The sequence below is a fragment of the Nocardia higoensis genome (genome assembly GCF_015477835.1).
In the GTDB taxonomy this organism is placed as follows: Bacteria; Actinomycetota; Actinomycetes; order Mycobacteriales; family Mycobacteriaceae; genus Nocardia; species Nocardia higoensis_A.
In genome coordinates this window covers 3,086,522-3,108,979 of sequence record NZ_JADLQN010000001.1, presented here as the reverse complement: position 1 = coordinate 3,108,979, position 22,458 = coordinate 3,086,522, and the positions used below count along the sequence as shown (strand labels likewise).

The following is a 22,458-nucleotide window of genomic DNA, read 5'->3' as shown; positions in this document are numbered from 1 at the left end:
GTGCTGGCCATGCCGCGCTGCGCGGAACTCGTCGTCGCCATGTACGCGGTCCTGCGCGCGGGCGGCGCGTACGTGCCGGTGGATCCCGAGCACCCGGCCGAGCGCATCGGCCACATCATCGCCACCGCTGCCCCGCACACCATCCTCACCACCACGAACGCCGGTTTCACCGTGCCGGATTCGGTGCCCGCGCACGTCCGGATCGCGAACCTGGACGAGCTGGACCTGTCCGGTTACGCGCAGACCCGCATCACCGAGGCCGAACGCGGCCCGCTGCATCCGCAGAACCCGGCCTACGTCATCTTCACCTCCGGCTCCACCGGCCGCCCCAAAGGCGTGTCGATCAGCCACCACGCCATCGCCAACCAGCTCGTCTGGATGCACGCCGAGTACGGGGTGCGCGCGGGCGACGTCTATCTGCAGAAGACCGCGACGACCTTCGACGTATCGCTGTGGGGTTACTTCCTGCCGCTGCGCGCCGGCGCGACCCTGCTCCTTGCGACCCCGGACGGCCACCGCGATCCGCGCTATCTCGCCGAGACCATCGCCGCCGAGCGGGTCACCCTCACCGACTTCGTTCCTTCCATGCTCGCCGTGTTCGCCAACCACGCCGAGCCGGGCGAACTCGATTCGCTGCGCGATGTCTTCGTCATCGGCGAAGCACTGCCCCCGGAGACCGTCGCCGCCTTCGACGCGGTCGCCCCCGCCGCCCTGCACAACCTCTACGGCCCCACCGAGGCCGCCGTCTCGATCACCTACCGCGAGGTCACCGTCACCGACGGACCGCTGGTGCCGATCGGCGAACCGGAATGGAACAGCCAGGTCTACGTGCTGGATTCGCGTCTGCACCCCGCGCCGATCGGGGTGCCGGGCGAGCTGTATCTGGCCGGTGACCAGCTCGCCCGCGGATACCACGGCCGCGTCGACCTGACCGCCGACCGGTTCGTCGCCAACCCGTTCGGCTTCGCGGGCGAACGCATGTACCGCACGGGCGACCTGGTGCGCTGGAGTACCGACGGCGAACTGGTCTACCTGGGCCGGGTGGACTTCCAGGTGAAGTTCCGCGGCCAGCGCATCGAACTGGCCGAAATCGAGACCGCGCTGCTGGCCGAGGACACCGTCGCCCAGGCCGCGGCCCGGCTGTGGTCCGGCGAGCAGGGCGAGCACCTGATCGGCTACGTCGTCCCCGCGCCGGGCGCCGTCGTCGACACCGACGCCCTGCGCGCCGCGCTGACCCGCAGGCTGCCCGCCTACATGGTGCCGACAGCGTTGGTCGTGCTGTCGGAGTTCCCGCTCAACACCAGCGGCAAGCTCGATCGCCGCGCCCTGCCCGCGCCGACGCTGCGGGCCGCGGAGTTCCGCGCGCCCACCGACTCGGTGCAGGCTCTGGTCGCCGAGGTCTTCGCCGCGGTGCTCGGCGCCGAACGCGCCGGACTCGACGACGACTTCTTCGCCCACGGTGGCAGCTCGCTGGACGCCACGCAGGTCACCGCCCGCATCGGGGCGGCACTGGGCGGCGCCCGCGTCCCGGTGCGCACCCTGTTCGAGGCTCCCACGGTGGAGGCGTTCGCCGACGCCGTCCGCCCGCTCGCCGACCAGGCCGCGACCACGGCGGCGCGGCCCGCCGCGGCCCTGACCCGCCGCGAACGCCCGGCCCGCATCCCGCTCTCGCCCGCCCAGCAGCGTCTGTGGTTCCTCAACCGCGTGGAAGTCCAGGACAGCGCCGAGGTCGACGGCATCGGTGGCCAGGACGGCGCCGGGACGCGGGCGAGTACCGCGGGCGTCTACAACCTGCCCGTTGTCCTGCGCCTCACCGGTGACCTGGACGTCGCCGCGCTGGACCGCGCCGTGCTCGACCTGCTCGGCAGGCACGAGACCTTGCGCACCGTCTTCCCCCAGGACGCGGACGGCCCCTACCAGTCCGTGCGGCCCACCGCTGCCCTGGGTTTCGCGCTCGCCCGCATGACGGTCGACGAAGCGAATCTGGCCGCTACCGTCGCGACCCTCGTGCGCACCGGGTTCGACGTCACCACCGAACTACCCGCCCGCATCGCCCTGCTCGGCATCGAACCCGCCGAGCCCGGTGCGGCTCCCGACCATGTGCTGGTGTTCGTCGTCCACCACATCGCCGCCGACGCCCTGTCCATGCGCCCGCTGGTCTCCGACCTGATGCGCGCCTATGGCGCGCGCCTGCACGGCGAGGCTCCCGCGTGGGACGAACTGCCTGTCCAATACGTCGATTACAGCCTCTGGCAGCACGAACTGCTCGGCTCCACCGAACGCGCGGGCGACCTCGCCCACCAGCAGCTCGGCTTCTGGCGCGACACGCTGGCCGGGCTGCCCGCCCAGCTGACGCTGCCGACCGATCGTCCCCGACCCGCACGCCCCACCCTGCGCGGCGCCGCTGTCGACATCACCGTCGACGCGCAGACCACGGCGGGCCTGCGCGCCTTGGCCGCCCGTTCCGGCGCCACCCTGTTCATGGTTCTGCACGCCGCCTTCGCCGCTACTTTGTCGCGCCTGGGCGCGGGCACCGACATCGCCATCGGTTCGCCGGTCGGCGGCCGCGGTCACAGCGCGCTCGACGCCCTGGTCGGCATGTTCGTCAATACCGTTGTGTTGCGTACCGCCGTCGATCCGGCCGTGCCCTTGGACCGGCTGGTCGCCGAGGTGCGCGAGGCCGACCTGGCCGCCTTCGCCCACACCGAGCTGCCCTTCGAACGCGTCGTCGAGGAACTGGTCTCCGATCGCAGCGGCGGCGCGCACCCGCTGTTCCAGGTCATGCTCAGCTACGCGGCGGGGGAGCAGGCGCACGAGGCGCTGACCCTGCCCGGCCTCACCGTCGTGCCCGCGCCCGTCCCCGACGACGGCGCGAAGTTCGACCTGCACCTGATCCTGAACGAAAGCCCCGCCACCGGCGGTCTGACCGGCAGCCTGCGCTACGCCACCGACCTGTTCGACCACGCCACCGCCGCCGATGCCGCCACCCGGCTCACCCGCGTCCTGACCGCCGCGGCCACTGCCCCCGGCACCCGCGTCGGCGACGTGGAACTGCTCGACGCCACCGAACGCGCCCAGGTGCTGCGCGACTGGAACGACACGGCGCACCCGCTCGCCGCCACCGACACACTGGTCTCACTGTTCGAGCGTCAGGCCGCCCGCACCCCCGAGCGCCCCGCGCTGACCTTCGACGGCGTCACCCTCACCTACGGCGAATTCGCCGCCCGGGTGAACCGGCTGGCCCGGTGGCTGATCGACCGTGGCGTCGGGCCGGATTCCCTTGTCGCTCTGGGCATGCGCCGCTCCATCGACCTGGTGACCGGCATGTACGCCGTCGTCGTCGCCGGCGGCGGTTACGTCCCGCTCGATCCCGACCACCCGGCCGAGCGCATCGCTCATGTGCTCGACACCGCCCGCCCGATCGCGATCCTGACCTCGGGCGCGGACCTCGATCTTCCCGGCTTCCCGGTCGGTCGAGCTCATCTGGATCAGGCCGGGCGCGACCGGTCCGAGCACGCCGGGGGCGAGGGCGGCCGGGCTCGCGACGGCCTGGCCCAGGACAGCCGGCCCGGTATCGAGCAGATCCGTATCGACCTCGTCGACCTGAGCGGCTGGTCGGCGTCCGCCGTCACCGACGCCGACCGCCTGGCGCCGCTGCGTCCGCGACACACCGCCTACGTCATCTTCACTTCCGGCTCCACCGGCCGCCCCAAGGGCGTGGCGGTCGAACACGCGGCCGTCGTGAACCGCCTGTGCTGGATGCAGTCCGCCTACGTGTCGCTGAGCCCGGACGACGTCCTGCTGCAGAAGACCCCGGTCACCTTCGATGTGTCCGTGCCGGAGTTCTTCTGGCCCCTGCAGGTCGGCGCCCGCATGGTGCTGGCCGCCCCCGACGGCCACCGCGACTCGCGCTACCTGGCCGACCTCATCGCCGCCGAGCGTGTCACCGTCACCCACTTCGTGCCGTCCATGCTCGCGGTCTTCCTCGCCGAGGCGTTCCCGGCCGGCGACCCCGCGGCGACCACGCTGCGCCACGTGTTCTGCTCCGGTGAGGCGCTGCCCGCCGTGAGCGCGCGCAGGCTGCGCGAAATCACCGGCGCGCGGGTGCACAACCTCTACGGCCCCACCGAGGCCGCCGTCGAGGTGACCGCCCACGAGGTCACCGACGCCGACACCCACACCGTCGCCATGGGCCGCCCGGTCTGGAACACCCGCGTCTACGTGCTCGACGCCCGCCTGCGCCCCGTCCCCGTCGGTGTGTCCGGCGAGCTCTATCTGGCGGGTGCCCAGCTGGCCCGCGGCTACCTCGGCCGCACCGACCTCACAGCCGACCGCTTCGTCGCCGATCCGTACGGAGTCGCGGGCGAACGCATGTACCGCACCGGCGACCTGGTCCGCTGGACCCGCGCCGGTGAACTGGAATATCTGGGCCGCACCGACTTCCAGGTCAAGGTGCGCGGCCTGCGCATCGAACTGGGCGAGATCGAGACGGCGCTGCTGGACCTGCCCGGCGTCGACCGAGCCGCCGTCCTCGTCCGCGACGACCACGGCACCGGCGACCAACTGGTCGCCTACCTGGTCGCCGCGCGCGGCACCGGTGATACTGCCGCGCGCGGCACCGGTATGACTGCCGCGAGCGGCACCGGACTGCTCACCCTGGACACGGTGCGCGCCGCACTGGCCGACCGCCTGCCCGCCTACATGGTGCCCACCGCCGTGGTCACCCTGGACGCCTTCCCGGTCAACGCCTCCGGCAAGCTCGACCGCGCGGCCCTGCCCGCCCCTGCGCCGGTCACCGCCGACTTCCGTGCCCCCGCGACCGCCACCGAGATACTGGTGGCGGGTGTCTTCGCGGAACTGCTCGGCCACCGCGAGATCGGCGCGGGCGACGACTTCTTCGCCCTGGGAGGCAACTCCCTGGTCGCCACTCAGCTCGCCGCCCGGCTGACCGCCGCCTCCGGCGCGCGTGTGCCGGTGCGCGCGGTCTTCGACGCGCCGACCGTCGCCGAACTGGCGCGCGTGATCGACTCGGCCACCGGCGCCTCCGGCGGCGTGGAAGCCGCACTCCCGCCGCTGGTCGCGGGCGAACGCACCGAACCCGTCCCGCTGTCGATCGCCCAGCAGCGCATGTGGTTCCTCAACCGCTTCGACCTCGGCCACCCGGGCGGTGACGACACCGCCGGTGACAGCACCGGTGGCGGCGCCTACAACATCCCCTTCGCGCTGCGTCTGAGCGGCGAACTGGACGCGGCGGCACTGGAAGCCGCGATCGGCGACGTGGTCGCCAGGCACGAGACGCTGCGCACCGTCTACCCCGAACGTGACGGCGTGGCCCACCAGGTGGTCCTGCCGGTGGCCACGCACGCGCCGGACCTGACCACCCGTCCCGTGCGCGCGCGGGAACTGCCCGAGCTGATCACCGACGCCGCGACCACTGCTTTCGACGTCACCGCAGAAGTACCGGTCCGGGTGCGCCTGCTCCGGGTGAGCGACGCCGACGGACCCGAGCACGTGCTGCTGTTCGTCGTCCACCACATCGCCGCCGACGGCTGGTCCTTCGCTCCGCTGACCCGCGACCTGGCCGCCGCCTACGCCGCCCGCTGCGCCGGGGACTCCCCGACCTGGTCCCCGTTGCCGGTGCAGTACGCCGACTTCGCCTGCTGGCAGCGTCGCGCCCTCGGCGAGGCGGACGCGCCGGGATCGGTGCTGTCGCGTCAACTGCAGTACTGGACAACGCAACTGGACGGACTGCCGGAGGTCACCACGCTGCCCGCCGACCGCCCCCGCCCCGCCGTGGCGAGCGCTCGCGGTGGCGCGATCACCGGCAGGCTCGACGCCGACCTGCACCGCGGCATCCAGGATCTGGCCGCCGCCCACCGCGCGACCCCGTTCATGGTGCTGCACGCCGCCCTGGCCGCCCTGCTCAGCCGCCTGGCGGGCACCGACGACATCGTGATCGGAGCCCCGGTCGCGGGCCGGGGCGAGCAGGCACTCGACGAGCTGGTCGGCATGTTCGTCAACACCCTGGTGCTGCGCACGCGTATCCGTCCCGAGGCGACCCTGGCCGAGTTGATCGAGTCGGTACGCCGCACCGACGTGGCGGCTTTCGATCACGCGCTGGTGCCTTTCGAGCAACTGGTCGACGCGATCAATCCGGTCCGCTCACAGGCGCATTCGCCGCTCTATCAGGTCGCGCTGACGCTGCAGAACCAGGCCGCGCCCCAGGTCCGGCTGGACGAACTCGAGATCGGCGCCCTGGAGGTCGGGCCCGCGCCCATCCAGCTGGACATGGACTGGACGCTGACCGATCACCACGATGCCGACGGCGCCCCCGCGGGTATCGACATCTACCTGCACTATGCCCGCGACCTGTTCGACGAGCGCACCGTCACCGGTTTCCGCACCGGCTTCGAGCGCGTGCTGCGGGCGATGGTCCGCGACACCCGCACGGCGGTCGGCGATGTCGAACTCATGTCGGTGGCCGAACGCGGCCTGCTGCTCTCCGAACGCAATGCGACCGGGCGTCGCCTGCCCGAGGAAACCCTCGACGATCTGCTGACCGTCCGCGCGGACGCCGACCCGCACGGCCGCGCCGTCACCTTCGAAGGCTCGTGGTGCACCTACGCCGAGCTGGCCGAACGGGTGAACCGGTTGGCGCATCACCTGATCGAGGCGGGCGTCGGCCCGGAGAGCGTTGTCGGCCTGGCCGCCCTGCGCTCGATCGACATGCTCGTCGCCATGTACGCGATCGTGCGCGCGGGCGGCGCCTACCTTCCGCTCGACCCGGCGCATCCGGCCGACCGCCTGGCGCAGATCGTCGAGGAAGCCCGGCCCGCCCTCGTCCTCGTGGTCGGCGGCGCGGAACTGCCGTCGCTGCCCGGCGTGCGCGCGGTCGCCCTCGCGGATCTCGACCTGTCCGGCTACCCGGCCCGCCCGGTCGTCGACGAGGACCGCAGCGCCGCGCTGCGCCCGGACAACACCGCCTACATCCTGTTCACCTCGGGCTCCACCGGCCGCCCCAAGGGCGTCGCGGTGACCCACCGCGCCATCATGAACCAGCTGCGCTGGCTCGAGTACCGCTACCAGGTGACCGGCGCCGACCGCATCCTGCAGCGCGCCCCGCTCACCTTCGACGTCTCGGTCTGGGAATGCTTCCTGCCGATCGCGGTCGGCGCCCCGCTGGTGATCGCCGCGCCCGGCGGGCACCTGGACCTCACCTACTTCGCCGGCCTGCTGCGCGAACACCGCATCACTATCGCCGAATACGTGCCCTCGGTGCTGGCCGCGCTCATCGGCGAGGGCATGGGCGACGCCCTGTCCTCCTTCCGGCACCTGCACTGTGGCGGCGAGGCGCTCACCCCCGACCTGCTCACCGCCATCCGCGGGGTGTTCGACGGCGCGGTGCACAACGCCTACGGCCCCACCGAGGCCGCCATCTCGGCGGTCTACCACGAGTTCACCGACGCCGACCTGCCCGAGGAGGGCGCCGAGGCACGGGAACTGGCGATCGGGCGGCCCTGCTGGAACACCCGCGTCTACGTGCTCGACGCCCGGCTGCGGCCGGTGCCGACCGGTGTGGCAGGCGAGCTGTATCTGGCCGGTGATCAGCTGGCGCGCGGCTACCAGGGCCGTGCGGGGCTCACCGCTGAACGTTTCGTCGCCGACCCGTTCGGTGTGCCCGGGCGGCTCATGTACCGCACCGGCGACCTGGTCCGCTGGAACGCCGACGGTGATCTGGTCTATCTGGGCCGCAACGATTTCCAGATCAAGCTGCGCGGTCAGCGCATCGAACTCGGCGAGATCGAGGCCGCGCTGGCCGCCGTCCCCGGCGTGACCAACGCCGCCGTGCTGGTCGCCACCGACGCGGCGGGCCGTGACGCGCTCGTCGGCTACGTCAGCGGGGCGGACCTCACCGCCGAAGCCGTGCTCGACGCCGTGCGCGCGCACCTGCCCGGGTACATGGTGCCCGCCCACCTGGTCGTGCTGGAGGAGATGCCGCTGACCACGGTCGGCAAACTCGACCGCAAGGCGCTGCCGCCCGCCGAGTTCACCACCGCCACCACGCCCTTCCGTGCCCCGCGCCCGGGCGTCGAAACGATGCTCGCCGGCCTGATCGCGGACCTTTTGGGAGACGGTGCCGGCGGCGGCGGCGGTGTAGTCGTCGGGGCCGACGACGACTTCTTCGCCCTGGGTGGCAACTCGCTGCTGGCCATGCGACTGGTCGCCCGCGCCAATGCCGCGCTGGACACCGCCCTCACCGTCCGCGAGATCTTCCAGGCCCCCACCGTGGCCACGCTTGCGGCCCGCGTCCTGGCCGCCGGCTCGGCGGGCCCGCGTCCCGCGCTGGTCGCCGCGCCGCGCCCGGCGCGTATCCCGCTCTCGCACGCCCAGACCCGGATCTGGCTGCTCAACCGCCTCGACCCGGATTCGCCGGTCTACAACATCCCGCTCACCATCCGGCTGACCGGCGATCTCGACACCGCCGCACTGGAATCCGCGCTCGCCGACGTCCTCGCCCGGCACGAGTCGCTGAGGACGCTGTTCCCCGCCGATGCCGAAGGCCCGCACCAGGTGATCCAGGAGCGGGCCCCGCACCTGGACCTCACCCCGCTGGACCTGTCCGGCGCCGATGCCGTCGGCTCGGTCTCCGGGAGTTCGGTCTCGGGGAGTTCGAACGCCTTCGGGGCGGATGCCGAAAGTGCGAATGCCGCCGGGTCGAGCGCTGAAGGTTCGAGTGCTGACGGCGCGGAATCCCGCGACTCGGCCGCCGCCGACGCCAGGAGCGCCGTGCTCGCAATCCTCTCCGAGGGTTTCGATCTGCGCACCGTGTTGCCGGTGCGCGCGCGCTTGCTGCGCCTCGCCCCTCGCGAGCACGTTCTCGTCGTGGTCGTCCATCACATCGCCGCCGACGGTGTGTCCATCGCCCCGATGGCCCGCGACCTGATGACCGCCTACGCCGCCCGCGCGGCGGGTACACCCCCGCGGTGGCAGCCGCTGCCGGTGCAGTACGCCGACTTCGCGCTCTGGCAACACGCCGTGCTCGGCGACCCCGCCGATCCCGAGTCGCTGCTCGCGCGCCAGGCCGCGCACTGGCGCGGTGAACTCGCCGGTCTGGCCCCCGTCCTGGAGTTGCCCACCGACCGCCCCCGCCCGCCGGTGGCCTCCGGGCGCGGCGCGACGGTCGAATTCACCCTCTCCGCCGAACTGACCGCCGCCGTCGCCGAATTGGCCCGTGCGCAGCACGTCTCGTCGTTCATGGTGATGCACGCGGCCTACGCCGTGCTGCTCGCCCGCCTGGCCGGTACCGACGACATCGCCATCGGCACCCCCGTCGCGGGCCGCTCCGAACAGGCCCTCGACGACCTCGTCGGCATGTTCGTCAACACGGTCGTCCTGCGTACTCCCGTCCCCGCCGACCGCTCCTTCGCCGACCTGCTGGCCCGGGTCCGCGAGATCGACGTGCGTGCCTTCGCCCATGCCGACCTGCCCTTCGAGCGCGTCGTCGAGGCGCTGAATCCGGTCCGTTCGCAGGCGCATTCGCCGATCTTCCAGGCCTTGCTCACCTATGAGCACCGCGACGACACCGTCCTGCGCCTGCCCGGCCTCGAGGTCGCGCCGTACCCGCTGGACAACGGCATCGCCCAGTTCGATCTCGCCCTCGAACTGGCCGAGTACGGCGCCGAGGAGGGCGCCGCCACCGCCGTGCGCGCGGTCCTGCGGTACGCCACCGACCTGTTCGACGCGGCGACCGTCACCTCGTTCGGCGCGCGACTGGTCCGTCTGCTCGAATCCGCCGTGGCCGAACCGTCCCGCCTCGTCGGCGACATCGAACTGCTCGACCCCGCTGAACGCGCCCTGGTTGTGTCGCACTGGAACGACACCGCCCACCCGGTCGCCGCTCCCAGCGACACCCTCGCCTCGCTGTTCGAACGTCAGGTCACCCGCACCCCGTCCGCCGTGGCCCTCACCTTCGAGCCCACCGTCCTCGGCGACCGGGACCACACCCGCGCCGACCTCGCGCCTCTCGCTCCGGAGCACGGCGACGCCGCGCTCGCCGAGTCCGCTCGGGCCGAGCTGACCTATGCCGAACTCGCCCGGCGAGCGAGGCGACTCGCGCGTTGGCTCATCACCCAGGGCGTCGGCCCGGGCGCCTACGTCGCGCTGGGCATCCGCCGCTCGGCCGACCTGGTCACGGCCATGTACGCGGTCACGCTGACCGGTGGAGCGTACGTGCCGCTCGATCCGGAGCACCCGGCCGAACGCACCGAGTACGTCCTGCGGACCGCGCGACCGATCTGCGTGCTGACCGCGGGGGCGGACCTGCCCGTCAGCGCCGCGCCCCAGGTGCGCATCGACCGCCTGGACCTGAGCGGTATCGGCGACAGCCCGCTCACCGATGCCGACCGCACGGCGCCGCTGCGTCCGCAGCACCCCGCCTACGTCATCTTCACCTCCGGCTCGACCGGCAGGCCGAAGGGCGTGGCGGTCTCGCACGCCGCGATCGTCAACCGCCTGGTGTGGATGCAGGACCGTTACGGCCTGCGCCCGGACGACACGGTCCTGCAGAAGACCCCCGCCACCTTCGACGTGTCGGTGTGGGAATTCTTCTGGCCGTTGCAGGTCGGTGCCCGCCTGGTCCTGGCTCGTCACGACGGCCACCGCGACCCGGCCTACCTGGCCGGTCTCATCGCCGCCGAGTCGGTCACCACCGTGCACTTCGTGCCGTCGCTGCTCGCGGTCTTCCTCGCCGAACCGAGGGCGCGCGACTGCCGCGGCCTGCGCCGGGTGTTCGCCTCCGGCGAAGCGCTGCCCGCTCCCACCGCCCAGCGCGCCCGGTCGCTCCTGGGGACCCGTGTGCACAACCTCTACGGCCCCACCGAAGCCGCCGTCGACGTCACCTTCCACGAAGTCACCGACGCCGACGTCGACACTGTCCCGATCGGTCGCCCGGTCTTCAACACCCGCCTGCTCGTCCTCGACGCCCGCCTGCGCCCGGTGCCCGTCGGCGTCCCCGGCGAGCTCTATCTGGCAGGCGATCAGTTGGCCCTCGGCTACGTCGCCCGCCCCGAGCTGACCGCCGAGCGCTTCGTGGCCGACCCCTTCACGGCCGACGGTTCCGCCTCCGTGGGCGGACGCATGTACCGCACCGGCGACCTGGTCCGCTGGACCCCCGAAGGCGAATTGGACTATTTGGGCCGCACCGACTTCCAGGTGAAGCTGCGCGGCCTGCGGATCGAACTCGGCGAGATCGAGTCCGCGCTCACCGCCCTCCCCGGCATCGATCGCGCCGCCGTCGTCGTGCGCCGCTCCGCCGCGGGCGAAGACATGCTCGTCGCCTATGTGGTCGCCGCCGCGCCCCGCAATGCGCCGACCGCCACGATGGTGCCCGACCCGAGCCGCACTTTCGGCGAACTCGACGCGTCCTCGGCGTCAGCCGTCCACCCGGCATCGGCCGTCCAACCCGCACCGGTCGGTGAGATGGCACCGACTGTCGCCGCGTCGGCGCGGGATTCGGTGCTCGACATCGACGCGGTGCGCGCCGCGCTCGCCGCGCGCCTGCCCGCCTACATGGTCCCCGCGGCCTTCGTGACGCTCACCGAGTTCCCGCTGAACTCCTCCGGCAAGCTCGACCGAAAGGCCCTGCCGGAACCGGTGTTCGAGTCCGCCACCTACCGCGCCCCCGCCACCGATGCCGAACGCGCGGTCGCCGCCGTCTTCGCCGAGGTGCTCGGCCTCGACGACGTCGGCGCCGACGACGATTTCTTCGCTCTCGGCGGCAACTCCCTCAGCGCCACCAGGGTCCTCGCCCGCCTCGGTGCGCAACTGTCCGCCGATCTGCCCGTCCGCCTGCTCTTCGACGCCCCCACCGTCGCCGGGCTGGCCGCGCGGGCAGCGGAATTCACCGCCGCCGCACCGCGCCCGGTCCTGCTGGCGGGCCCGCGCCCGGACGCCCTGCCGCTCTCGCCCGCCCAGCAGCGCATGTGGTTCCTCAACCGTTTCGACCCGCAGGAGACGGCCAACAACATCCCGGTCGCCATCCGCTTCACCGGCCGCCTCGACCGCGCGGCGCTCACCGCGGCCGTCGCCGACATCGTCGACCGGCACGAGACCCTGCGCACCGTCTACCCGGACCGCGACGGCGTCGGCCACCAGCTGATCCTCGCCCCCGGGCACCGCCCGCAGATCGCCGAACTCGACGGCGCGGACCCGACGGCCGCGCTCACCGCCTTCGTGACCACGCCTTTCGACGTGACCGCCGAGGTCCCGCTGCGCGTCGGCCTGGCGCGGCTGTCCGAGCGCGAGCACCTGCTCGCCCTCGTGGTGCACCACATCGCCGCCGACGGCTACTCGATGGGCCCGCTGGCCCGCGATCTCGCCGCCGCCTACACCGCGCGGGTCACCGGCACAGCCCCGGCCTGGCCCGAACTCGCCGTCCACTACGCCGATTACGCGCTGTGGCAGCGGGATCTGCTCGGCGGCGAATCCGACCCCGGGTCCCTGGCCGCCGCTCAGCTCGGGTTCTGGCGCGAACGGCTGCGCGGCCTGCCCGCCCAGCTCGATCTGCCCACCGACCGTCCGCGCCCGGCACTGGCCTCCCAGCGGGCCGCGAGCGTGGTGGTCGGGCTGCCCGAGCATCTCGACAACGCCATTGCCGCTGTCGCCGCCCGCTACGAGGCGACCCCGTTCATGGTCGTGCACGCGGCGCTGGCCGTGCTGCTGGCCCGGCTGTCCGGCACCGCCGACATCGCCGTCGGCGCGCCCGTCGCCGGACGCGGCCACCGCGGACTCGACGATCTGGTCGGCATGTTCGTCAACACGTTGGTGCTGCGCACCGAGGTCACCGGCGCCGACACCTTCGACACCGTGCTGCGCCGGGTGCGCGAGGGCGATCTCGACGCCTTCGCCCACGCCGATGTGCCCTTCGAGCGACTCGTCGAGGTGCTCGACCCGCCGCGTTCGGAGGCCAGGCACCCGCTGTTCCAGGTGGCGCTGTTCTTCCAGAACCTGGAGCCCATCGCGGTGGAGCTGCCCGGCGTCACCGTCGGCGAGTACCGCATCGATCACGAGGTCTCCCGCTTCGACCTCCAGCTGACCGTCGCCGAGCGGTCGCTGCGCTTCACCTACGCCACCGACCTGTTCGACGAGTCGACCGTGCGCACCATGGCCGAGCGCTACCTGCGGCTGCTCGCCGCCGTGGCGACCGACCGCGACGTGCCGATCGGCGACATCGACCTGTTCGGCCCGGACGAGCTGCACCGCGTGGTCACCGAGTGGAACGATTCCGCGCACACCGCCCCGCTGGCCGAACTGCTGCTCGACGAGTTCGAGGCCCAGGCCGCCGCGACTCCGGACGACCCGGCCCTGGTCTACGTCCCCGACGACGGCTCGGTCGCCACCGTGCTCACCTACGGCGAGCTCGACCGGCGCGGCAACCAGCTGGCCCGCCACCTCGTCGACCTCGGCGTCGGGCCGGAAAGCCTGGTGGCGCTGGGCATCCGGCGTTCGGTGGACCTCGTGGTCGCCATGTACGCGGTGCTGAAGGCCGGTGGCGCCTACGTGCCGATCGATCCCGACCACCCGCCGCTGCGCATCGCGCACATCATGGCGACCGCCGACCCGGCCGCCCTGCTGACCACCGCGCGCGACGGCCTCGCCGCCGACTACGAAGGGCCCGTCGTCGCCGTCGACACCATCGATCTGGCGGGGTATTCCGACGAGCCGATCGCCGCCGACGAACGCCCCGCCCCGCTGCGGCCGGACCATCCGGCCTACGTGATCTTCACCTCCGGCTCCACCGGAAAGCCGAAGGGCGTCAGCGTTTCCCACGCCGCGATCGTCAACCAGATCACCTGGATGCAGTCGCAGTACCGGCTCGACGCCGACGACGTGTACCTGCAGAAGACGGCCACCACCTTCGACGTCTCGCTGTGGGGCTACTTCCTGCCGCTGCGCGTCGGCGCGACCGTCGTGCTGGCCACCCCCGACGGCCACCGCGACCCCGCGTACCTCGCCGAGGTGATGGCCGCCCACGGCGTGAGCGTCACCGACTTCGTGCCCACCATGCTCGGCGTCTTCGCCGGTCACATCGCCGAATCCGGCGACACCACCGCGCTCGAGCAGTTGCGGATGGTGTTCGTGATCGGCGAGGCGCTGCCCGCCGAGACCGTGCGGGCCTTCGGCGCGGTCAGCACCGCCGCCCTGCACAACCTCTACGGGCCGACCGAGGCGGCGGTGAGCATCACCTACCGCGAGGTCACCGGCGAGATCGGGCGCGTCGTCATGCCGATCGGCAGCCCGGAGTGGAACAGCCGTGTCTACGTGCTGGATTCGCGGCTGCGGCCCACCCTGCCCGGTGTCGCGGGTGAGCTGTACCTCGCGGGCGTCCAGTTGGCCCGCGGCTATCACGGCCGTGCCGCGCTGACCGCCGACCGCTTCGTCGCCAACCCTTTCGGGCCGTCCGGCGAGCGCATGTACCGCACCGGTGACGTGGTGCGCTGGGAACCACAGGGCGACGCCGCCGAACTGGTCTATCTGGGCCGCACCGACTTCCAGGTGAAGTTCCGCGGCCAGCGCATCGAACTCGGTGAGATCGAAGCCGTGCTGGCCGCCGTGCCCGGCGTCGCCCAGGCCGCCGCCCGGGTCGTCGACGACCACTTGGTCGGCTACCTGCTGCCCACGGGGAACGCCGCCGCCGTGGGGGTCGCCGCAGCCCGCAGCGATGCTGCCGTCGGCGCGGCCGTGCCTGCCGACGCTGCGGTGAGCACGGCCGCGATCGACTCCGCTCGACTTGTCGAGCGGGCCCGGGCCGCTGCCCAGACGGCACTGCCCGGGTACATGATTCCCTCCGTCCTGCTGACGGTCGAGGAGTTCCCGCTCAACACCTCCGGCAAGCTGGATCGCTCCGCCCTCCCCGTGCCCGTCTTCGACTCCGGCGACTACCGCGCCCCCGTCACCACGGTCGAACGCCTTGTCGCCCAAGCGTTCTCCGAAGTGCTCGGTGTGGACCGCGCGGGCGTCGACGACAGCTTCTTCGACCTCGGTGGCAACTCGCTCAGCGCCACCCGCGTGCTGGCCCGCATCGGCGAGCGCCTCGGCAGGCGGGTGCCCGTGCGGCTGCTCTTCGAGGAGCCCACCGTGGCCGGCCTGGCCGCCGCGCTCACCGCCGACGGCGACACCGGCCCGATCGTGGTCCCGCTGGTCGCGGGCCCGCGACCGGAGGTGCTGCCGCTGGCCCCCGTGCAGCGCGGCATGTGGTTCCTCAACCTCCTCGACCCGGACTCCCCGGCGCACAACATCCCGGTCGTCGCGCGCCTCACCGGCGAGATCAGCGACGACCGGCTCACCGAGGCGTTCGCCGCCGTCGTCGCCCGCCACGAATCCCTGCGCACCTACTACCCACAAGGCCCGGACGGCACCGGACACCAGGTGATCCTGCCCGCCGACGACCATCCGGTGCGGCTGGCCGTCGAGGATGTCGAGGCGGGCCGGCTCGACGCCCGCATCGCCGAATTGCTCGGCGCCGGTTTCGATGTCACCACCGAGGTCCCGGTGCGCGCGGTGCTGCTGCGCGAGACCGCGACCAGCCGCGTACTGGTCGCCGTCCTGCACCATCTCGCCACCGACGGCTTCTCCATGCGTCCGTTGCTGCGCGATCTGGTGGCCGCCTACTTCGCGGGCGTCATGCAGACCGAACCGGCCTGGCCGCGGCTGCGCGCCCAGTACGCCGACTACGCGCTGTGGCAGTCCGCGGCGGTGGACGCGGTCGCCGGGCGCGAGCTCGCCTACTGGCGCGAGGCGCTGCGCGGCCTGCCCGAGGAACTGGCCCTGCCCACCGACCGCCCTCGCCCGGCGACGGCGTCCAAGCGTGGTGCGACCGTGCGCGGCAGGCTCGGCGGCGATCTCGACGCCAGGATCGCCGAACTGGCCCGCCGCCACGACGCGACGCCGTTCATGGTCGTGCACGCCGCGCTCGCGGTGCTGCTGGCCCGGCTGTCGGGCTCCGACGACATCGCTGTCGGCACCCCGGTCGCCGGTCGCGGCGAGGCCGCGCTCGACGACCTCGTCGGCATGTTCGTCAACACCCTGACCCTGCGCACCCATCTCGCGCCGCACCAGAGTTTCGACAGCCTGATCGACGCCACCAGAACCGCCGACCTGCACGCGTTCTCACATGCCACGGTTCCGTTCGAGCGCGTCGTGGAGGAACTGGGCGTCACCGCGAACCCGGCCCGTCACCCGCTGTTCACGGTGGTGCTGAACTACCAGAACCTCGATTCCGGCGCCGTCACCGTGCCCGGCCTCGAACTCGCCCCGGTCGATTTCGACGAGACCGTCGCCCGCTTCGATCTGCAGTTCACCGTGGCCGACGCGCCCGACGCCGACGGTCACCTGCCCGTCGAACTCGAATACGCCACCGACCTGTTCGACGAGTCCACCGCCGCGAGCCTGCTGCGCCGGTTCGGCCGCCTGCTCGGCGCGCTCACCGGCCGCCCGGACCAGCTGGTCGGCGCGGCCGAACTGCTGGCCCCCGGCGAACGCGCCGCCCTGCTCGACCGCCACGGCCCGGTCACCCCGCCGTGCACGCTGGCCGACATGCTGGCGGGCGCGGTCGCCGCCAACCCCGACGGCCTCGCGGTCGTCGACGGCGACACCCGTCTGACCTACCGCGAGTTGGACGAACAGTCCGCGCGGCTGGCCAGGATGCTCATCGGCCACGGCATCGGCGCCGAGGACATCGTCGCCATCGCGATCGCGCGCTCGGCCCGCTTCCAGCTCGCGCTGTGGGCGGTCGCCAAGACCGGCGCGGCCTTCGTCCCGGTCGACCCCACCTACCCGGCCGAGCGCATCACCCACATGCTCACCGACTCCGGCGCGGTCCTCGGCCTCACCGTCGAATCCGCCCGCGCCGCCCTGCCCGGCGACACCGAATGGGTCGTGCTGGACGCACCCGCGACGGCCACCCGCCTGCGCCACACCAGCCCCGCCCGCATCGCCGCCGACGAACTGGTGCGCCCCGTGCGCATCGCCAACCCGGCCTGGATGATCTACACCTCCGGCTCGACCGGGCTGCCCAAGGGCGCGCTGGTCACCCACGCGGGCATCGCCGGAGTCGCGCGCACCCAGCGCGATCGTTACGCCGTCACCGCGGACGCGCGAGTGCTCGGTGTCGCCTCCCCGAGCTTCGACGCGGCCATGCTGGAACTGCTGCTGGCGCTCGTCGAGGGCGGCACGCTGCTGCTCACTCCGCCCGAGGTGTTCGGCGGCGACGAACTCACCGAGTTCATGGCCGCCCACGAGGTCAGCCACGCCTTCATCACCCCGTCGGTGCTGCGCACCCTCGATCCGGCCCGCCTGCCCGCCTTCGGTCACCTGATCATCGGCGGCGAGGGCTTCGGCCAGGACGCGGTGGACACCTGGGCGGCCGGCCGCGCCGTGCACAACGGCTACGGCCCCACCGAGACCACCATCGTCGCCACCGTCAGCCCGCCACTGCTGCCGGGTCGTCCGGTGGAGTTGGGTGTGCCGCTGGCCAATATGTCGGCGGTCGTGCTGGACGCCGGTCTGCGCCCGGTGCCTGTCGGCGTGGCCGGTGAGCTGTACCTGCGTGGTGCGGGCCTGGCCCGCGGCTACCACGCCCGCCCCGGCCTCACCGCGCAGCGTTTCATCGCCGATCCCTTCTCCGTCGCCCCGGGCGAAAGGCTCTACCGGACCGGCGATCTCGCGCGCTGGACGGCCGGGGGCGCCTTGCAGTACCTCGGCCGCACCGACCACCAGGTGAAGGTCCGCGGCCTGCGCATCGAGCTCGGCGAGATCGACGCCGCGCTCGCCTCGCACGAGAGCGTGCGCGAGGTCGTCACCCAGGGCCACACCGGCCCCGACGGAACGGTCTCGCTGGTCTCCTACGTGGTCGCCGAACCCGGACACCGCATCGACCCCGCCGAACTCACCACCCACGCCGCGCGCTCGCTGACCGCGTACATGGTGCCCGCCGCCATCGTCGTCCTCGATCGCATGCCGCTCACCCCCGTCGGCAAGCTCGACCGCGACGCCCTGCCCGAACCGGTCTTCCAGGCCGCCGCCTTCCGCGCACCGCAGACCGCGGCGCAGATCGCGGTGGCGGAGGTCTTCGCCGAGGTGCTCGGCCTGCCCACCGGTGAAGTCGGTCTCGACGACGACTTCTTCGCCCGCGGCGGCAACTCGCTCACCGCGACCCAGGTCGCCGCCCGCCTCGGGACGGCGCTGTCGGTCACCGTCGGCGTCCGCACGGTCTTCGAGCACGGCACCGTCGCCGCCCTGGCCGCCGCCGTCGCCGACGCCGGGGAAAGCGCCCGCCCCAGGCTGGTGGCCCGCGTCCGCTCGGCAGGCGAGACCGTCCCGCTCTCGCTGGCCCAGCAGCGCATGTGGTTCCTCAATCGCCTCGACCACCAGTCCACCGCCTACAACATCCCCTTGGCGGTCCGACTCGCCGGTGCACTGGACGTGGCCGCGCTCAACGCCGCCGTCGCCGACGTGGTCGCCAGGCACGAAGTCCTGCGCACCGTCTACCCCGAACGCGACGGCAGCCCGGTGCAGGTCGTGCTGCCTGCCGACCGAGCGGGCATTCCGGTGCTGGTGCCGATCCCGGTCGCCGTCGACGACCTGCCCACGGCTGTCCTCGATTTCGTCGGCGCGGGCTTCGATGTCACCGATGCCCCGCCGCTGCGCGCCCGATTGTTCCGCCCGTTCACCGGCACCGGCGACGCTCCCGCGGACGAACACGTCCTGGTCGTGGTCATGCACCACATCGCCGCCGACGGTTCCTCCCTCGCACCGCTGGCCCGCGACGTGATGGTGGCCTACGCCGCCCGCCGTCGCGGCCGGACCCCGGCGTGGACCCCGCTGCCCGTGCAGTACGCCGATTTCAGCATCTGGCAGCGCGCCCTGCTCGGCGCCGAGGACGACCCGGACTCGCTGGTCTCCCGCCAGCTGCGGTTCTGGCTCGACACCCTCGCCGACCTGCCCGCACAACTACCGCTGCCCACCGACCGCCCGCGCCCCGCGGTGGCCTCCACCCGGGGCAGGCACGTCGACTTCACCGTCGACGCCGCCACCCACGCCGCACTCGCCGACTTGGCCCGCGCCCACGGCGCGACCCCGTTCATGGTCGTGCACGCCGCCTTCGCGGTGCTGCTGGCCAGGCTCTCCGGCACCGACGACATCGCCGTCGGCACCCCGGTGGCCGGTCGCGGCGCGGCCGAACTCGACGACGTGGTCGGCATGTTCGTCAACACCCTGGTGCTGCGCGCCCGCGTCGACCCCGCCGCGAGCTTCACCGACCTCCTCGGCCAGGTGCGCGAGGCCGACCTGGCCGCGTTCGCCCACGCCGACATCCCGTTCGAACGCCTCGTCGACGTCGTCAACCCGGAGCGCTCCACCGCCAGGCACCCGCTGTTCCAGGTCGGCTTCTCCTTCCACAATCAGGCCGAAGCCGATGTCGACCTCGACGGGATCACCGCCACCGCGGTCGATTTCGACACCGAGGTCTCCCAGTTCGATCTGCACCTGGTGGTGACCGACCGGCACGGCACCGACGGCACCCCGTCGGGCATGGACGCCGCCATCACCTACTCGACCGCCCTGTTCGACGAATCGACCGTCGCCAATATCGCCGGCCGCCTGCGCCGCCTGCTGGCCGCGGTCCTCGCCGCCCCGCAGACCCCGGTGGGCGACCTGCCGCTGCTCGACGCGACGGAATCCGAGCGCATCGTCCTGGGCTGGAACCAGCCCGACCGGCACTGCGCGTCCGGCATCCTGGCCGCCGGATTCCAGGCCCAGGCCGCCCGCACCCCCGACGCCCTCGCGGTGCTCGAGGGGGACCGGGCGCTCACCTACGGCGAGTTCGCCGCCGCGGTGAACCGTCTCGCGCGGGTACTCATCGCACGCGGCATCGGCCCCGATGCCACTGTCGCCCTGGCGATCCCGCGCGGGATCGAACTGCTGACCGCCATGTACGCGGTGCTCACGGCAGGCGCGGCCTACGTCCCGCTGGATCCGGCCCATCCGCTCGATCGCACCTCCGCGGTGCTGTCGGCGGCGGACCCGGCGCTGGTGCTGATCTCCGCGAGCCGCCCCATGCTGCCCGAGAGCGTGCGCGCCCACGAGATCGTGCTCGATATCGACACCGCCGCCGTCGTCGGCGCCGGGCTGAGCGCGCACCCCGTCCGTCCCTACGAACTGCTGCGGCCCGCGCGACCCGAGGACGCCGCCTACGTGATCTTCACCTCCGGCTCCACCGGCGCCCCCAAGGGCGTGGTGGTCCCGCAGGCCGCCGTCACCCACCAGCTCGAGTGGATGCAGTCCGAATACGGCCTCACCACCGACGACGCGGTCCTGCTGCACACCTCCGCCGCCTTCGACCTGTCGGTCTGGGAATTCTGGTGGGCCCCGCGCACCGGAGCCGCCCTCGTGCTCGCTCCCGAAGGCGCGCATCGCGATCCGCAGGGCCTGCTCGACCTGATCGAACGCGCCGAGGTCACCACCGTGACCCTGGTGCCCTCGCAACTGGCGATGCTCACCGAGGTCTGCGACGGCGCGCTGCCCGCCGCCCTGCGCAGGTTGCTGGTGATCGGCGAGCCCCTGCCCGCCGAGACGGTGAACCGCACCGTCGCCCGCACCGAGGCCCGCCTGGACAACCTCTACGGTCCCACCGAGGCCGCCGTGTCGGTGACCAGATACCGCACCGCCGCGGGCGACCCGGGCCCGGTCGCCCCCATCGGCACTCCCGAGGCGGGCACCCGCGTCTACGTGCTCGACGACCGCCTGCACCCGGTACCGACCGGCGTCGTCGGCGAGCTCTATCTCGGCGGCGCCCAACTGGCCCGCGGCTACCACGGCAGGCCGGACCTTACCGCCGACCGATTCGTGGCCGATCCGTTCGGCCTGCCGGGCGAGCGCCTCTACCGCACCGGCGACATGGTCCGCTGGACCGCCGACGGCCAGCTGGTCTTCGTCCAGCGCCGCGACTTCCAGGTCAAGGTGCGTGGCTACCGCATCGAGCTCGCCGAGATCGAGCACGCCATGCGCGCCCACCCGGCCGTCGGCGAGGCCGCCGTCCTCGCCCACGATGCCGGCGGCGCGGAGGCCATGCTTGTCGGCTACTACACCCTGCTCGACGACGCCGCGCGGTCCGTGGATCAAGAGCCCGTCCAGGTCACCGCGAATTCCGCCGACCGGGAAACCGGTCGGCGCGCACTCGAACCCGAGGACCTGCGCGCGGCCCTGGCCCGGTCCCTGCCCAGCTACATGGTGCCCGCCGCCCTGCTGGCCGTGGACGCCCTGCCGCGCAACGCCAACGGCAAACTCGACCGCGCCGCCCTGCCACGCCCCGACCTGCGCGAACGCGAATACCGCGCGCCGGGGACGGAATTGGAGACCACGGTCTGCGCCGTGTTCGCCGAACTGCTGCGCACCGACCGCGTCGGCATGGACGACAACTTCTTCGAACGTGGCGGCAACTCGCTGCTGGCGACCCGCCTGGCCACCCACCTCGCCGAAGTCCTCGGCGAACGGGTGCCGGTCATCTGGCTGTTCTCCGCCCCGACCCCCGCGGGCGTGGTCGCCCACCTCGAGCGGGCCAGGGCGAACCGCGGCCGCATCGATCAGGACGCCGCGTTCGATGTGCTCCTCCCGCTGCGCACCGGCAGCGGCGGGCAAGCACTGTTCTGCGTCCACCCCGCGGGCGGCGTGGCCTGGTCGTTCGCGGGTCTGGCCGCCCACATCGGGACCGATCGTGACATCTACGGCCTGCAGTCGCCCGTGCTGAATTCGGCCGAGCCGCTGCCGGATTCGCTCGACGACTGGGCCCGCCGCTACGTGCGCGAGATCCGCGCCGTCCAGCCCGAAGGCCCCTACCATCTACTCGGCTGGTCACTGGGCGGCGTGCTCGCGCACGCCATCGCCATCCAGTTGCAGGACGAGGGCCAGCACGTCGCGACCCTGGCCATGATGGACAGCCCGCGCATCGTCGAGCCCGTCGCCGTCGCCACGGTGCCGGTCGCCGACCTGATGGGCGGCCTGCTGGGCGAACACACCGCGGAACTCGACGCCGTGCTCGGCACCGACCTCGATCCGGCCGACTGGGACTCGGCCCGCCTGGCGGACCTGATCGTCGACCTGCCCGAACCGTTCGCCTCCTTCGGCGCCGACCGCCTCACCCGCCTGCTCGCCGAAGGCACCCGCTCCCTGGACCTGCTGGCCCGTTACCGCCCCCGCCGCTACAAGGGCAACCTGCTCTACTTCACCGCCGCCCACGACGACCCCACCGGCGCGGCGGGCGCCGCCACCTGGGCCGAAGCCGTGGACGGCACCGTCCACAACCACGCCGTCGCCGCCACCCACTGGCGGATGACCTCCGAGCAGGCCCTGGCCCGCATCGGCCACGTCCTGACCACCGCCTGGACCGACACCCATCGCGCCTGA

1 protein-coding gene (running past one end of the window) is annotated in these 22,458 nt (G+C 72.8%); it reads left to right on the top strand.

Features of this window, described 5'->3' with window-relative positions; all coding sequences use genetic code 11:
* Window positions 1-22,458: the 3' portion of a non-ribosomal peptide synthetase gene (locus tag IU449_RS13895; protein WP_195002178.1), read on the top strand. Its footprint begins 3,789 nt before the window's first position; only the last 22,458 of its 26,247 coding nucleotides appear in the window; its start codon lies beyond the left edge, outside the window; it ends in the stop codon at window positions 22,456-22,458.